Origin of the sequence: Streptomyces sp. NPDC057900, assembly GCF_042887885.1 — a bacterium.
Taxonomy (GTDB): domain Bacteria; phylum Actinomycetota; class Actinomycetes; order Streptomycetales; family Streptomycetaceae; genus Streptomyces.
This window is the reverse complement of record NZ_JBHVOI010000015.1, coordinates 20,928-37,250: the sequence shown is the minus strand read 5'-3', so window position 1 is coordinate 37,250 and position 16,323 is coordinate 20,928. Positions and strand designations below refer to the sequence as shown.

The 16,323-nt window shown below is 70.2% G+C and carries 8 protein-coding genes and 1 pseudogene; 3 read left to right on the top strand and 6 right to left on the bottom strand.

What is annotated here, in order from left to right:
* Positions 1 to 47: 47 nt before the first annotated feature.
* The 4 genes from ACFVQ0_RS33280 to ACFVQ0_RS33265 form a co-directional block, all read right to left on the bottom strand.
* Complete coding sequence (locus ACFVQ0_RS33280; RefSeq protein ID WP_390092904.1) at positions 48 to 1,562, bottom strand: methyltransferase domain-containing protein; 1,515 nt, start codon at positions 1,560 to 1,562, stop codon at positions 48 to 50.
* A gap of 83 nt (positions 1,563 to 1,645) precedes the next feature.
* Positions 1,646 to 2,821, bottom strand: a complete 1,176-nt coding sequence (locus ACFVQ0_RS33275; protein WP_390092903.1) for a glycosyltransferase family 39 protein — start codon at positions 2,819 to 2,821, stop codon at positions 1,646 to 1,648.
* 322 nt (positions 2,822 to 3,143) lie between these two features.
* Positions 3,144 to 6,680 (bottom strand): CDP-glycerol glycerophosphotransferase family protein, encoded by a 3,537-nt coding sequence (locus ACFVQ0_RS33270; protein ID WP_390092901.1) that lies wholly within the window; start codon positions 6,678 to 6,680, stop codon positions 3,144 to 3,146.
* 320 nt (positions 6,681 to 7,000) lie between these two features.
* Complete coding sequence (locus ACFVQ0_RS33265; RefSeq protein WP_390092900.1) at positions 7,001 to 7,618, bottom strand: TetR/AcrR family transcriptional regulator; 618 nt, start codon at positions 7,616 to 7,618, stop codon at positions 7,001 to 7,003.
* Between the two features lie 116 nt (positions 7,619 to 7,734).
* Between ACFVQ0_RS33265 and ACFVQ0_RS33260 the strand changes: the two genes are divergently transcribed.
* Both ACFVQ0_RS33260 and ACFVQ0_RS33255 read left to right on the top strand, forming a co-directional pair.
* Positions 7,735 to 8,685, top strand: a complete 951-nt coding sequence (locus ACFVQ0_RS33260; protein WP_390092899.1) for an ABC transporter permease — start codon at positions 7,735 to 7,737, stop codon at positions 8,683 to 8,685.
* A complete protein-coding gene (locus tag ACFVQ0_RS33255; protein ID WP_390092898.1) occupies positions 8,678 to 9,457 on the top strand; it encodes an ABC transporter ATP-binding protein in 780 nt (259 codons plus the stop codon). Before ACFVQ0_RS33260 ends, ACFVQ0_RS33255 begins: the two co-directional genes overlap by 8 nt.
* A 112-nt stretch (positions 9,458 to 9,569) precedes the next feature.
* Here the strand turns inward: ACFVQ0_RS33255 and ACFVQ0_RS33250 are convergent, their stop codons facing one another.
* Positions 9,570 to 14,603, bottom strand: a complete 5,034-nt coding sequence (locus tag ACFVQ0_RS33250; RefSeq protein WP_390092897.1) for an NAD-glutamate dehydrogenase — start codon at positions 14,601 to 14,603, stop codon at positions 9,570 to 9,572.
* 425 nt (positions 14,604 to 15,028) lie between these two features.
* On the opposite strand from ACFVQ0_RS33250, the gene ACFVQ0_RS33245 reads away from it, so the two are divergent.
* Complete coding sequence (locus tag ACFVQ0_RS33245; RefSeq protein WP_390092896.1) at positions 15,029 to 15,595, top strand: DJ-1/PfpI family protein; 567 nt, start codon at positions 15,029 to 15,031, stop codon at positions 15,593 to 15,595.
* 29 nt (positions 15,596 to 15,624) lie between these two features.
* On the opposite strand, the pseudogene ACFVQ0_RS33240 reads toward ACFVQ0_RS33245, so the two are convergent.
* Positions 15,625 to 16,278, bottom strand: a pseudogene (locus ACFVQ0_RS33240) (HAD family hydrolase); the annotation flags it as partial.
* Between the last annotated feature and the right edge of the window lie 45 nt (positions 16,279 to 16,323).

The window sequence follows — 16,323 nt, the reverse complement described above, 5'->3', positions numbered from 1 at the left end:
CCGGGTTCTCGGACGCGTGGGCTGCGGTGGGTGGGGGGATGGTCGCCTCAGACGCCGACCCGGTCGGCGGGGACGTACTGTCGGTTGAGGATGTCCTGTACATCGACGTGCTCTCCAGCGATGATCGTCTCGGCCGCATGCGGGGTGAGCAGTGCGACGTGCTGATAGCCGAACAGCGTCGGCCGGATCCGGGTCAGCAGCCTCGAAAGACCGCCGAGTACCGCCGCGAGCGGGCCGCGCCCGAGCAGTGACCAGAACGGCGCCCCCGTCGAGGCGATGTCCAGGACGTCGTAGCCCGCGGCGCGTACCGTGCGGCGCAGGCTGGCCCGGGTGAAGAAGCGCAGATGCGTTTCGTCGAGGATGCCCCGGCGGTCGTAGTCGAAGGCGCCGATCGCGACCCGCATCCGTGAGTACCAGTGGCTGAAGTTCGGTACGGACAGCAGCACCTGTCCGCCGGGCCTGAGTACGGTGGCGACCTCGGTGAGCACCCGCTCCGGACGGGAGAGGTGCTCGATGACGTCACCGGCGACGACGTAGTCGAAGTCGGTGCGGAGCTCCGGCGGCAGGCCCTCCTCCAGGTTGGCGAGGTGGAAGTGCGTGCACTTCTCGCGCACTCCGGGCACCTCGACGAAGTCCACCCCGGTCACCTCGTGGCCGAGCGCCTCCAACCGCTGCGCGAACAGGCCTCCGGAGCAGCCGAGGTCCAGGACCCGGCCGGGCGGCAGCTTGCGCATCTTCTCCAGGATGACCGCGTGCGAGGAGCCGTCGCCCTCCTTGAAGGCGTACTCGACGGGCTTCGGGATCCAGGCGCAGGTGCCGAACCCCTTGACCGCCAGGCGGTATTCGAGGACGTCCTTGACGACGTCCTTGGCGTACTTCATGCCGTTGACGTAGCAGATCTCGTCGCCGTAGTACGTGGGCACGGGGATCTCCTTGATCCGCATGCCCGCGTCGATCAGCTGGACGATGATCTGGGTGTCGAAGTCGAAGGCGTCGGTGTTCCGGTCGACCGGCAGCTTCTTCAGGGCCTCGACGCTGTAGGCGCGGTATCCGGAGTGGAATTCGGTCAGCCGCGAGCCGAGGAGACCGTTCTCCAGCCGGGTGAGAATGCGGTTGCCGAGCCATTTGTAGAGCGGCATACCGCCCTTGAGGGCGTGCCCGGTCTTCATCATCCGGGACCCGAACACCGCCTCGCAATCGCCGCGTTCGATGGGTGCGACCATTTCGGGGAGCAGTTCGGGGGCGTACTGTCCGTCGCCGTGCAGGAGCACGATGATGTCCAGTCCGTGTGCGGCCGCCAGTGCGTATCCGGCTTTCTGGTTTCCGCCGTATCCGAGGTTCTTGGTGTGCCGCATCACCACGGTGCGCGGCATTCCCTCCGCCTGCGACCAGCGACAGCCTGCGGTGAAGGTCGCGTCGTGACTGGCGTCGTCGAGAATGAGAATCTCGTCGATCCTGGACCGGAAATCCTCCGGAATCCGGTCGAGGGTCTTCTCCAGCGTTGTCTCCGCGTTGTACGCGACCACCAGGATGCCGATCCTGGGACTCGGGCTTTCCTTCACGGGGCGTTCTCCAGTTGCGCTCGGTGCTCGTTGCTGGGGCAGGGAACAGGTCGGTGAGGGGGCTGTGGCCCCGGTGCTCGCGGTCAGTTGACGGCGGTACCGGAACGCTGCGACGTACGGGGGCCGGCGAGCGGCGGGCAGGCGACGGGGGGTGTGTCCCTGGTGGCGAGGATGTGGCGGACGCCGGTGGCGAGGCCGGCCGCGAGGACGACCCAGCCGGCGGCGCCCAGCTCCAGCACCGGCTCGCTCCAGCGCACCGAGGAGCGCCCGCTGTAGCCGAGGACGGCCGTCAGCCCCAGCACGCTGTTGTACGCGAGCCCTTCCCAGAACCCGAGAACGAACGTTCCGGCGGCCGCCCAGGTCAGGTACTGGAGGCCGGAGGCGGTGGACAGGAGCAGCAGCAGGCCCAGCGTGACGGCAACGACGCCGGGCAGCTGCGCGGGCCGCAGCCACGCCAGCCAGACGCCCGCGGCCACACAGGCGAGCACGAAGAGGAAGTGGCCGCCGCCCTGCATGAAGGTGACGACGGAATCCGGCAGTCCGAAGACGTCGGCGAACCGGACCAGCCCCCAGAGGTGGTAGGTGCCGCCCGCGTACTCCAGGACGTTCTCCTTCAGGTGCACCGGCACGGTCACCAGGGCCGGCCCCCAGACCAGCGCGAACAGTGCCCCGAATCCGGCGGCGAAGCGGACCAGCACCGGCCGGCCGTCGCGCAGCGCGGCGACGAACAGGGCCGGGATCACCACCACCGGGATGAACTTGACGCTGATCGAGAGCGCCGCGGCCACCCCGGCGGCCAGCGGTGACTTCCGGTCGGCCAGCAGATGGGCGGCTGCCAGCGCGAACGCGATGGCGACCGCGTCGGTGTTGCCGTGGTAACCGGAGGTGGCGATCAGTACCGGGCTGACGGCGACTCCGACACCGCACAGCACCGCCGTCGTCTGGCCGGCCCGGCGCCGGACGATCTCGAACACGAGAATCGCGCAGCAGAAATCAGCGAGGGAGGCGGGGGAACGGATGAGCGTGGCGAACGACATTCCGAGTTCGGATAGTCCGTTCAGACCGAGCAGCATCCAGCCCGCCAGGGGCGGGTGGTTGTAGACGGGAAGTCCGGGCAGCGGGTGCTCGTAGATCCGGACGGGGCCGTACACGGTGACCGCCTTGGCGAATCCCGCGAAGATGCGTACATCGGCCGGGCCCGGCGAATTCGCCGCGATGAGCATGCGAGTCAGCAGGCCGGCGGCCGCGGCAATGAGCACTACGGCTCTTGCGCGTCGCACGTCCCAGGATTCGCACCGCATTCGGATACCCATGAAAACAGAACGTAGCAACCCGGCGACGCTATGCAACGCACCGATGAGCACACTTTTGCGGCGCACGGCTCGAATGCGCCGCGCGTCCGCGCAAACACCGGAAACGCGGAATCACCCGAACGGTTCACCCCGTTCGTACGGTCCGTACGCCGGATTCCGTATCCGGCGGCGCGGCCAGGGGGTTCGGCACACGCCGGTGCCCGGCCGGTACGGGCACCGGCCGGGCACATGTGCCCCTGCGGGGGCGGTGTTTCTCGCGGCGCGCGGACTACAGCATCCGGTCGACCACCCGGGCGGTCGCACGGCCGTCGTCGAGGTCGCAGAAGTCCCGCTTGAATGCCTCGTACGCTTCCGCGTGTCCCGCGACGGCCCGGACCGGGTCGCGCAGGGCCTGGATCAGCTCGTCCGAGCCCGGGATCAGCGGGCCGGGGGCACGCTCCTCGAACGCGAAGCTGAATCCGCGCAGCGTGTCGCGGTAGTGCTCCAGGTCGTAGGTGTGGAACAGCATCGGACGGCCGGTCTGGGCGAAGTCGAACATCAGCGAGGAGTAGTCGGTGACCAGCGCGTCGCTGATCAGCATCAGCTCGCCGACGTCCGGGTAGCGCGAGACGTCGCGGACGAATCCGGTGCCGCTGTCCGGCAGCCGGTCGGTGACCATGTAGTGGCGGCGCACCAGCAGTACGGTGTCCGCGCCCAGTTCGCGTTCGGCGGCGGCCAGGTCGAGCTGGAGGCCCAGCGAATAGCGCCCGCCGCCCAGCTGCTGGTCCTCGCGCCAGGTCGGCGCGTACAGCACGACCCGCTTGTCCTTGGGGATCCCGAGCCGCTCCCTTACCGCCGCCGCGACCTTCGTCCGGTCGGCGGCGTGGAAGAGGTCGTTACGGGGATAGCCGCACTCCAGGACCTCGCCGTCGAAGCCGAACGAGCGGCGCAGGACGGGGGTGGAGAAGGTGTTCGGGGAGACCAGGAAGCTCCACTGCTGGGCGCGCCGCTTCAGGGTGCCGATGTAGTCGGCGTTCGACTGGACCGTGCCCGCGAGCTCCAGGCCGATCCGCTTGAGCGGGGTGCCGTGCCAGGTCTGGACGACGGTCTGGTCCTCGCGGCGCTCGAACCACTCGGGCAGCTGCGTGTTGGTGACGACGTACCGGCTGCGGGCCAGCGCCTCGTGCCAGGCGGCCGAGCCGTGCTCCACGGCGACGGTGCCCGCGGGGATGATGGCCTGCTGGTCGCGGACCACCCACAGGTGCTCCAACTCGGCGCCTCTGGAGACCAGTTCCTCGTAGACCGCCCGCGGCGAGTCGGAGAACTGGCGGCCGTCGAAGGTGCTGTACAGGGCTGCCTCGCGCAGCGGCGCGGTGCGCTGCGCGGCATAGGCGTCGCTGAGCAGCTTCTTGGCGCGGAGGCCGCGCTCGGAGGCGGCGAGCACCGGGGCGGAGACCACCAGCAGCTGGTCGCCGAAGCGCCGCGCGATGGTGTAGTCCCGGCCGGTCAGGGTGCGGGTGGCGGGCAGGGTGCGGAAGGCGGAGGCGGGGATGCGCAGCGCGATGTCGCCGCTCTCGTCGGCCGCGCCCTTCTCGCGGAAGAAGAAGTACCAGTTGCCCTCGGCCAGCGGGAGCGGGCCGCCGGGTCCCTCGACGGCGTCGGGGCGCAGTTCGGCGTGGAAGCGCCGGGCGTCCTCGTCCCCGGAGAACTCGACCGGGAAGGTCGCCTCCTCGCGGTGCGCGCTGTTCTGGACCACCAGCTCGACGGGGTGTGCGCGGTCCTCGGGGAACGTGCCCTCCAGGAGGAGCCGCCCGTCGTCGGTCCAGCCGGCCAGCTCGACGTGGGGCTGCACGGTGCGGTCGCTGATCAGCAGGTTGCCGCGCGCGCTCGTGACGAAGGCGAGCTCGCGGCGTGCGCCGTCCTCGCCGTCGTCGAGCGGGTAGCGGCCGGGCAGCACCGGGCCGGGCACGTCGATCGGCGTCCGCTGGTCCTTGGGGCCGACGAGGTGGACGCTGTAGCCGAGGTTCTTCGGCGTGTCGTCCGCCGCCGGGCGGGCCTCCGGGAGGGCCGCGAGCGGGAGTTCGGCGGTGAAGCGGCGCCAGCCGGCGGCGGAGGACTCGGCGCCCTCGCCCACCGTGACCGGGAAGTCGCAGGTGGCGCCGGTGGCCTTGTGGGTGAGGCCGAGCCGCAGTTCGCCCTTGGCGAGGCGGTCGCGGACCATGCCGGACACCAGGACGGTGGAGGCGGTGTCGCCCGCGCGGTGGGTCTCGAACCGGGCGTCGATGCGCTCCGCGTGCAGGACCAGCTTGTCGCCGTCGAAGGCCGGGGCGATGCGGTGGTCGCCGTCCGGACGGTAGACGGGCGGTGCCACGGTGGCCTCGCGGACGGAGGGGTAGGCGCGGCGCAGCAGGCCGTTCCTGGCGACGCCGATCTCCAGGTTCCAACTGAGCTGCCTGGGCTTGCCGTCGGCGGCGATGCGGAGCTTCGCCGGGTCGACGACCGCCTCGAAACCCGCGCGGTCGTAGTCGTGCAGGCTCTGCCGGGAGCGGGCGGTGGCATCCGGCTCCTCCGTCCTGCGCAGCCGCAGCGGCACCACGTTGCGCCGGCCGGCCCGCAGCCAGCCGATCCGGAACTCCCCGGGGCCCGAACCCGCGGGCAGGTTGCGGATGTAGGCGTACCCCGTGAGGTGCAGCTTGCCGTCGCGCCACTGGGCGTCCCGCAGCCGGGCGGCGAGCGGGAGGTCGCGGTCGGCCACGCGCAGCACCTGGGCGGGCACCGGCTGCTTCAGCACGGGGTACTCGGCCTGCCGGCGGCGCACGCCGCGTGCGGCGAAGGCACCGGGCTCGCGCTTGTCGTAGGTGAGCAGCGCGAGAAGCTCTTCCATGCGGTGCTCGCGCACCAGGTACCACATCACGCGCAGCCGCAGCGGGAGCCCGTCCAGGACCTTCGGGGCGACCTGGTCGATGAACGCGTTGCAGTGCGTCAGGAAGGCCTCGCGGTATTCCGCGTCGCCGTCGGGGAGGACCTCCATGAAGTACCAGAGGTCGTTGGCGAGGGCGTGTGCCTCGTAGTGGTTCTTGTCGGCGGCCGGGCGGTTCTCCGCCAGGAAGGTGGAGACCCCCTGCACGTGCGCGACCCGGTCGCGGATGCCCCGGACGACGGCCCGGCTGGTGGTGATCGAGCCCGGCCGGTCCCGCCAGTGGTAGACGGGGTCCTTCACGATGTCGACAGAGCCGGCCAGGAAGTGGGCGGGCAGCACGACGGGGATGTCCTCGTAGAGCGCGCCGACCGGGAAGGCGAACTCGTGCTTGTCCCAGAAGGAGCGGCGGAAGACCTTGTTGCAGGCGATCCGGTCCCCGAGGAGCTCCAGGTCGCGGGAGACGTGGGTGCGCATCCGCGTCGTCGCCATCGGCTTGCGGAACATCGGCGACTGCTGGAGCTTGCCGCCGGCGCGCAGCCGCAGCACGTTGCCGGACGCGAGGTCGGAACCGGTCTCCTCCAGCGCCCCGACGAGCAGTTCGTACGCGTTCGGCGGGATGATGTCGTCACTGTCGACGAAGGCCAGGTAGCGGCTCTCCGGATCGCAGTTGCGGACACCGGTGTTACGGGCGTGCCCCAGCCCGCCGTTCTGCTGGCTCACCAGCCGGAAGCGGTCGTCCCGCGCGGCGAACTCGGCGGCCAGTGCCGCGCTGCCGTCGGTGGACCCGTCGTCGACCATCACCACCTCAAGGTCGGCCATGGTCTGGTCCGCGAGGGACTGGAGGCACTCCGTGAGGAAGAGCTCCACGTTGTAGACGGGGACAACGACACTGAGCCGTGGCGGCATGTTGAGCACGTCCGTTCATCGGGGGCCTGGCTGTCCGTATGGCTCAACCGTGAATACGGTCGGGGGTCACCGGTTACGGTCCCGAACGAGTGACTACGCCTGCCCCTTGCTCACCCCGTGGACAGAGCCGCTCGGGGGGCGACGGCCGTGCCGGGGGCTTCGCCCGGACGGTCCTGGAGCACGCTCGGCGCATGCTCCGGAAGGCCCGGTGGGGCGGCCCGCCAACCACACTAGCGGATGGCCGGGGGCCCCCGAAAAACGTGCTGGACGCCCGTACGGACAGCACTCCGGTGTGCGGGCGATCACCCCGCGGTCCGTGCTCAACGGGTGAGCGCGGCCACCGCGGAGAGCGCCAGGTCGTCCAGGTATCCGGCGGGCAGCTCGCCCCTGACCACCGCGAGGCGCCAGTAGAGCGGGCCGACGATCAGGTCGAGGGCGCGGTCGGGGTCGCTGTCCTCCGGCAGTTCTCCGCGCGCCACCGCGTCCCGTACGACGACGGCGGCGATGCCCTGCTGCGGGTCGAGCAGGGCGGCCTTGATGGTGGCGGAGATCTCCGGGTTGCGGGCCGCCTCGACGAGCAGGTCCGGGATGACCTGGGAGGCGAGCGGGTGGCGCAGGGCGTAGGCGGCCAGTTCGAGCACGGCGCGCACGTCCCCGTACAGCGAGCCGGTGGCCGGGGCCGGCATGCCCTGCACCGCGACGGCGGAGACCAGGTCGAGGACCAGGTGCAGCTTGGACTTCCAGCGGCGGTAGACCGCCGTCTTGCCGACGCCCGCGCGCCGGGCGATGCCCTCGATGGACATCCGGGCGAACCCGACCGCGGCCAGTTCCTCGAAGACCGCGCTGCGGATCGCATCGGTCACGTCCTCGCGGAGCACGGCTGCTCCGGCGGGGGCACGGCGGCGGCTTCCCGGCTCTGTGGTCATGGCCCGAATCATAGTCCGTTACGACGAAACGGTTGCGTTGCGACGTCACTGCGTCCTACCCTCGGCGTTGCGACGATACGGTTGCGTCCCGTCGCCCGTATGTTTCCTGCCCCTCGACGAAAGCGATCGTGGTGAGCCAGACAACAGCCCCGGCGACCCCGGCGACCCCGGTGGTCACCCCGCCGGCCGCGTCCCTTCCCGTGTACGCGCCGGGCGAGCTCGCCGCCCTCGCCGCCCGGCACGGGCTGACCGTGAGCGGCGCCCGGCCGTCCCTTCCCGCGTACGTACGGGAGCTGTGGGGGCGGCGGCACTTCATCACGGCGTTCGCCACCGCCAAGCTGACCGCCCAGTACAGCCAGGCGAAGCTCGGCCAGATCTGGCAGATCATGACCCCGCTGCTCAACGCGACGGTCTACTACTTCATCTTCGGCGTCCTGATGAAGACGAAGCACGGCGTCCCCGACTACGTACCCTTCCTGGTCACCGGCGTCTTCATCTGGACCTTCACCAGCAGCTCGATCACCGTGGGAACCCGGGCGATCAGCGGCAACATCGGGCTCGTACGGGCCCTGCACTTCCCACGCGCCTCACTGCCGATCGCGCTGGCCCTGCAACAGCTCCAGCAGCTCCTCTTCTCGATGGGCGCACTGGTGGTGATCCTGCTGGTGTTCGGCCAGTACCCGCAGGCCTCCTGGCTGCTGACGCTGCCGGCCCTCGCCCTGCAGGCCGTCTTCAACACCGGCATCTCGATGGTCATGGCCCGGCTCGCCGCACGCACCCCGGACATCGCCCAGCTGACACCGTTCATCCTGCGCACCTGGATGTACGCGTCGGGCGTCATGTGGAGCATCGGCACGATGCTCCAGGGCGACCGGGTCCCGCACGCGGTGAAGCTGGCCCTTGAGATCAACCCGGCCGCCGTCTTCATCGACCTGATGCGGTTCGCGCTCATCGACAGCTTCGACGGCGGTCAGCTGCCCCCGCACGTGTGGCTCATCGCCACGGGCTGGGCGCTGGTGTGCGGCGTGGGCGGATTCATCTACTTCTGGCAGGCAGAGGAGAGTTACGGACGTGGCTGACAGCACTTCGCCCGGAGTACCCACGGTCGTCGTCGACGACGTCCACATCACGTACAAGGTCAACGGCGCCCGCACCGGCAAGGGCAGCGCCACCTCGGCCCTCAGCCGGCTCGCCTCGCGCCGGCAGTCCCCCGGAGTGCGCGAGGTGCACGCCGTGAAGGGGGTCAGCTTCGCCGCGTACAAGGGGGAGGCGATCGGACTGATCGGCTCCAACGGTTCGGGGAAGTCGACGCTGCTGAAGGCCATCGCCGGACTGCTGCCCGCCACCAGGGGCCGCGTCCACACCCAGGGCCAGCCCTCGCTGCTCGGGGTGAACGCCGCGCTCATGAGCGATCTGACCGGCGAGCGCAACGTCGTGCTCGGCGGCCTCGCGATGGGCATGACCCGCGCCGAGATCCGCGAGCGCTACGAGGAGATCGTGGAGTTCTCCGGCATCAACGAGAAGGGCGACTTCATCACCCTGCCGATGCGGACGTACTCCTCCGGCATGGGCGCCCGGCTGCGCTTCTCGATCGCCGCCGCCAAGAACCACGACGTCCTGCTGATCGACGAGGCGCTGTCCACGGGCGACGCGAAGTTCCAGCGGCGCAGCAAGGACCGGATCATCGAGCTGCGCCAGCAGGCCGGCACGGTCTTCCTGGTGAGCCACAACAACAAGTCGATCACCGAGACCTGCGACCGGGCGATCTGGCTGGAGGCGGGCACGCTGCGGATGGACGGCCCGGCGAAGGAAGTGGTCGCCGCCTACGAGAAGTTCACCAAGAAAAAGTAGCCCCCACCCCCCAACCGGTCCCGCCGAGACCGTTCGGGCCCGTCCGGCGATAGACGACGAGGCGGCCACCGGATGTGGATCCGGTGGCCGCCTCGCCCTCATCTCCGTACCGCTACACGTGCGTACGCAGCAGCGTCCGCATCGTCCGCATGGCCACCGAGAGGTTCGCCAGGTCGAACGCGTCCGACCCCTGGATCTCCTCCAGCGTGGAGCGCGACCGCGTCAGGATCGCCGCGTTCTTCTCCTCCCACGCCTCGAACCGCTCCTGCGGCGTGGCGGAGTCGTCACCGACGCTCAGCACGTCACCGGTGAGCGCCGCGTGCGCGGCGTACAGGTCCTCGCGGATGGAGGCACGGGCCATCGACTGCCAGCGGTCGGCCCTCGGCAGCTCGATGATCCGGTCCATCAGCTGGGTGATGGACAGCCGGTCCGCGAGGTCGTAGTACACCTCGGCGACGGCCAGCGGGTCCGTCCCCGTCCGGTCCGCGATCGCCACGATGTCGAGCGCCGGGAAGGCGGACGAGAATCCGGCGACGCGCTGCGCCAGCTCGTCCGGGACACCCGCCTCCGTGAGCTCGTCCAGGATCGAGCGGTACCACTCCTGGTCGGCGCCCATCAGCATCTTGGGCAGCTCGGCCCAGACCTGCTCGACCCCGGCCCGGAAGAAGTCGATCGTCCCGGCGATCTCCAGCGGCTGCGGACGGTTGCCGAGCAGCCAGCGCGCACCGCGCTCGACGAGCCGCCGCGAGTGCAGCCTGATCCGGGTCTGCACATCGGCGGCCACCTGGTTGTCGAGCGCCTCCACGGCGTCCCACACGTTGGCGAGCCCGAAGATCTCGCGGGCCGCGACCTGCGCCCGCACGATCTCCTCGATCGAGGCGCCGGTCTCCTCCCGGAGGCGGTGCAGGAACGTCGATCCGCCGCTGTTCACCGTGTCGTTGACCAGCACCGTGGTGATGATCTCGCGCCGCAGCGCGTGCCCGTCGACCGCCTCGGGGAACCGCTCGCGCAGCTGCCGGGGGAAGTAGGCGTGCAGCAGCTTCTGCAGGTGCTCGTCGTCCGGCAGGCTCGTCCCGATGAGCTCCTGCGCCGCGGTGATCTTGGTGTAGGCGAGCAGCACGGCCAGCTCGGGCTGGCTGAGCCCCTTGCCGGCGCCGAGCAGCTCGCGGATCTGCCGGTCGGTGGGCAGGAACTCCAGCGCCCGGTCGAGATGTCCGTCGCGGCCGAGCCTGCGCATGAAGCGCTGGTGGGCGTGGAGCAGCGAGGGCGCCTGGGCGACCGCGTTGGCGAGCGCCGTGTTCTGCGCGTAGTTGTTGCGCAGCACCAGGTGGCCGATCTCCTCGGTCATCTCGGCCAGCAGCTTGTTGCGCTGCTTGACGGTCATGTCGCCGTCCCGCACCAGACCGTTGAGCAGGATCTTGATGTTCACCTCGTGGTCGGAGGTGTCGACGCCGGCGCTGTTGTCGATCGCGTCGGTGTTGATCCGGCCGCCGGTACGGGCGAACTCGATCCGGCCGAGCTGGGTGGCGCCGAGGTTGCCGCCCTCACCGACGACCCTGGCCCGCAGGTCCTCGCCGTTGACGCGGATCGCGTCGTTGGCCTTGTCACCGACGTCCGCGTTCGACTCGGCGGAGGACTTGATGTACGTACCGATGCCGCCGTTCCACAGCAGGTCGACGCGCGCCTTGAGGATCGTCTGCATCAGGTCGGCGGGCGTCATCTTGGTGACTCCCGGCTCGATGCCGAGCGCCTCGCGGATGTGCGCGTTGACCGGGATCGACTTGGCGCTGCGCGGGTGGATGCCACCGCCCGCGGAGATCAGCTCCTTCTTGTAGTCGGCCCAGGAGCTGCGCGGCAGGTCGAAGAGGCGGCGCCGCTCGGCGTACGAGACGGCGGCGTCCGGCTTCGGGTCGATGAAGATGTGCCGGTGGTCGAAGGCCGCGACGAGCCGGATGTGCTCGGAGAGCAGCATTCCGTTGCCGAACACGTCACCCGACATGTCACCGACACCGACGACGGTGAAGTCCTCGGTCTGGGTGTCGTGGCCGAGCTCCCTGAAGTGCCGCTTGACGGACTCCCAGGCGCCCCGGGCGGTGATGCCCATGCCCTTGTGGTCGTAGCCGGCCGAGCCGCCGGAGGCGAACGCGTCACCCAGCCAGAAGCCGTACGCGACGGCGACCTCGTTGGCGATGTCGGAGAACTTCGCGGTGCCCTTGTCGGCCGCGACGACGAGGTAGGTGTCGTCCTCGTCGTGCCGCACGACGCCCTTGGGGTGCACGACCTCGCCGGCCACCATGTTGTCGGTGATGTCGAGCAGCGCCGAGATGAAGGTGCGGTACGAGGCGATGCCCTCGGCCAGCCAGGCGTCACGGTCGACGGCCGGGTCGGGGAGCTGCTTGGCGACGAAGCCGCCCTTGGCGCCGACCGGCACGATGACGGTGTTCTTCACCATCTGCGCCTTGACCAGGCCGAGGATCTCCGTACGGAAGTCCTCGCGCCGGTCCGACCAGCGCAGGCCACCGCGGGCGACCTTGCCGAACCGCAGGTGGACGCCCTCGACCCGGGGCGAGTAGACCCAGATCTCGAACGCCGGGCGGGGCGCCGGGAGGTCGGGGATGGACTGCGGGTCGAACTTCATCGACACGTAGTTGTGCGGCTTGCCGCTGTCCGCGCGCTGGAAGAAGTTGGTGCGCAGGGTGGCCTTGATGACGGTGAGGAAGGACCGCAGGATCCGGTCCTCGTCGAGCGAGGCGACCTGGTCCAGGGCCCCGTCGAGCTCTTCGAGGAGCCCGTCGGTCAGCTCGGTGCCCGCGCTCTGGCGCTCCGGCGCCATCCGGGCCTCGAAGAGCGAGACCAGCAGCCGGGTGGTGTGGACGTTGTTCTGGAGAGTGCTCTCCATGTAGTCCTGGCTGAAGGTCGACCCGGCCTGGCGCAGGTACTTCGCGTAGGCGCGCAGCACCATCGCCTGCCGCCAGTTCAGACCGGCGCTCAGCACCAGCGCGTTGAAGCCGTCGTTCTCGGCCTCGCCGGTCCACACGGCGGCGAAGGTCTCCTGGAACCGCTCGCGGGCGTCGTCGGCGAGGTAGCCGCCGTTGCCGGTGGCCTGCGGCATCCGCAGCCCGAAGTCGTAGATCCAGGCGTGCGTGCGGTCCGCGCAGCGCAGCTCGTACGGGCGCTCGTCGACGACCTCGACACCGAGGCGCTGGAGCGCCGGGAGGACGGCGGACAGGGAGACCTGCTCACCGGTCCGGTAGATCTTGAAGCGGCGCTCGCCGGGGGCGGAGCCGACCGGCTCGTACAGGCTGAGCGCGAAGTCCCGCTCGTTCTCCTTGAGGGCTTCGAGGTGGACCAGGTCGGCCACGGCGGCACGCGCCGAATGGTCGGCCTTGTAGCCCTCGGGGAACGAGTGCCCGTACTGGCGCAGCAGCTCGGCGGCGCGCTCCTCGCCGCACTCGGCGTTCAGCGCCTCCTGGAAGCCGTCGGCCCAGGAGCGGGCGGCCTCGACGAGCCGGGCCTCGATGCGGTCGGCCTCGGCGTCGGTGAGGGTGGTGAGCTCGCTGCCGGGGGCGACCCGGACGACGAAGTGCAGCCTGGAGAGGATCGATTCGGTGTTCCAGGCGGTGAAGTCGACGCTGGTGCCGTTCAGCTCCTCCTTGAGGATGTCGATCAGCCGCAGGCGTACGCCGGTGGTGTAGCGGTCGCGCGGCAGGTAGACGATCGCGGAGTAGTAGCGCCCGTACTCGTCCTGGCGCAGGTAGAGCCGGAGCCGGCGCCGCTCCTGGAGGTAGAGCACCGAGGTGACGATGGAGCGCAGCTGGTCGGGCGGCGTCTGGAACAGCTCGTCGCGCGGGTACGTCTCCAGGATCTGGAGCAGGTCGCGGCCGTCGTGGCTGTTGTACGAGAAGCCCGCGCCCTCCAGTACCTCCGCGACCTTGCGGCGGACGACGGGCACCCGGCGCACGGACTCGGTGTAGGCGGCGGACGAGAACAGTCCGAGGAAGCGGCGCTCACCGGTGACGTTGCCCTCGGCGTCGAACTTCTTCACGCCGACGTAGTCGAGGTAGCTGGGGCGGTGCACGGTCGCCCGGCTGTTCGCCTTGGTGAGGATGAGGAGCTTGTGCTCCCGGGCCTTGGCGCGGGCGTCGGCGGGCAGCCGGTCGAAGGAGGGGCTGACCGGGTGCGCCTCGTCCTCCGTGTGGTGCGGGTCGGAGCGCAGGATGCCGAGGCCGGTGCCGGGTACGGCGGTCAGCGCGTCGGAGTCCCTCAGCTCGTACTCGCGGTAGCCCAGGAAGGTGAAGTGGTCGGCGGCGAGCCAGCGCAGCAGCTCCCTGGCCTCGTTCACCTCGTCGTCGGCGAGGTCGTCGAGCGGTTCGCCGGGCAGGTCGTCGGCGATGCGCAGCGCGGCGTCCCGCATCTTCTCCCAGTCCTCGACGGTCTCCCGTACGTCGGACAGCACGCGCAGCAGGTCGGACTGGATCTGCTGGAGGTCGGCGCGGTCGGACTCGCGGTCGATCTCGACGTGGATCCAGGACTCGACGAGCGCGTCGTGCGGGAGCTCGGCCTTGGCGTCCTTGGCCCCCTTGGCGTTCTTGCGCCCGTTCTGGGGACCGGTCGAGATGCCGGCGCCGTCGGTGAGGACCTCGATCAGCTTGCCGGCCACATCGCGGCGGACGATGACCTGCGGGTGGATCACGACGTGGATGCCGCGCCCCTGGCGGGACAGCTCATTGGTGACGGAGTCGACCAGGAACGGCATGTCGTCGGTGACGACCTCGACGACCGTGTGCGTGCACGTCCAGCCGTTCTCCTCGACGGTCGGGGTGTGCACCCGGACGTTCGCCGTGCCCTGCGGGCGGTTCTCCGCCAGCCGGTAGTGCGAGGAGGCAGCGCCGAAGACGTCGACCGGGTCCCGGCCGCCGATGTCCTCCGGAGCGGTGTGGAGGTAGTAGCGCTGGAGGTAGGCGAGCAGTACGTCCTGGCCCGAACGCTCCTGCCCGGCCCCGTCGCCGTTGTCGGCCCCGGTGGCGGCAACGTGCACCCGGGGGGTACCCCCCGGGCCACCGACACCACCGCCCGGGCTGTTGTCAGCTACCTTGGCGGCCCGTGCGAGCAGCTCGGCCTTGGCTTCGTCCAGCTTGGTCTGCATGTCCTCTGGCTCCTGTCGCGCGCCGTTGCGTGACGTAGGTGAAAAAGACGACGTACCGCCACGACACGGGGTTTCCGGTCTGAGTCGACGCTATGCCGCTATGAGAGACGCCCGGGACCTTATTGGCCATTTTTGGCAGTCGGGTCGGGCTGAGGGGATCAGTCGGGGCCCGGGTGCTGTGGCACTCCGGGCGCAGGCCGGGGGCTTCACTGCCCCCGAGGGCTATCGCGCTGATCACGGGGTCCAGGCTATCTCCCCCGGCCCGGTAACCGTCACGAGCCGGATGTGTACAAAAGAAAGCCCCAGACTTTGACACTCTGGACAGCGCGTCGAGCCGCTGTGTCGCACTCTGGTATCCGGACCGGTACCCGGAGCAGGCACCCCCGGGTACCCGGAACAGGCCGACGAACCGTGGGAGCCCCGCCATGGCACCGAAGATCCTCATCGTCACCGGCGACGCCGCCGAGTCCCTCGAAGTCCTCTACCCGTACCAGCGGCTGCGCGAGGAGGGGTACGAGGTCCACATCGCCGCCCCCACCCGCAAGACGCTCCGCTTCGTCGTGCACGACTTCGAGCCCGGTTTCGACACGTACACGGAGAAGCCCGGCTACACCTGGCCCGCCGACCTGGCCTTCGCGGACGTCGACCCGGACGACTACGTGGCCGTGGTCGTCCCGGGCGGGCGCGCTCCCGAGTACCTCCGCAACGACGCCCGGCTGCGCGAGATCCTCAAGGCCTTCTTCGACACGGACCGCCCGGTGGCCCAGATCTGCCACGGCCCGCTGATGACGGCCGCTGCGGGCGCGCTGAAGGACCGCCGGGTCACGGCCTATCCCGCGCTGAAACCGGACATGGAGTCGGCCGGAGCCGCCTTCCAGGACACCGAGGTCGTGGTGGACGGCACGCTGGTCTCGTCCCGCGCCTGGCCGGACCACTCGGCCTGGATGCGTGAGTTCCTGACCGTGCTCCGCGCGAAGGCCCCGATCGCCTGACGACGGCCTACGTGGGCGCCGCCCGCCGCCGCCGCCACCGCCGCTTCGGCCAGGGTGTCCACGACGGGCACCCCGGCCGCCTCCAGGCTGGTCCGGCTGTGCGAACCGCCGGTGTAGAGCACCGCTCGCGCGCCGACGTGGGCGGCGGCCACCGCGTCGTCCACCGCGTCACCGATGATCACCGCGTGCTCCGGAGATATCCCGTCCAGCGCCGCGAAATGCCGCTCCATGTGCTGTGCCTTGCTGCCGCCGGAACGCCCGGTGCGGCCGTCGACGCGCACGAACCGCGGTTCGATGCCGTATCCCCGCACCACGGGGACCAGCTCGTCGTGCCCGTACATGCTCAGCAGGGACTGGCTCCGGCCGGCCTGCTGCCACCCCGCGAGCAGCTCCGCGGCCCCCGCCGTCAGCCCGCAGCCGCCGCGCTGCTCGGTGTAGTGGCGGTGGAAGACCAGATCCATCCGGTCCCACTCGGTCTCGGTGGGCAGCCGGCCCATCAGCCGTTCGTAGAACCGGGGTATCGGTATGCAGTACATCTCCCGGTACTGCTCCAGGGTGATCGGCGCCACGCCGACCTCACCGAAGGCGGCGTTGGTCGCGCCGACGACCGCGAGGTTGTCGTCGAGCAGCGTGCCGTTCCAGTCCCAGACCAGATGTGTGCGGTATTTCCCCTGCGTCCCCATGCCAAGAAAAATACCCGCCGCCACCGACAACCGGCGAAGCGGCGG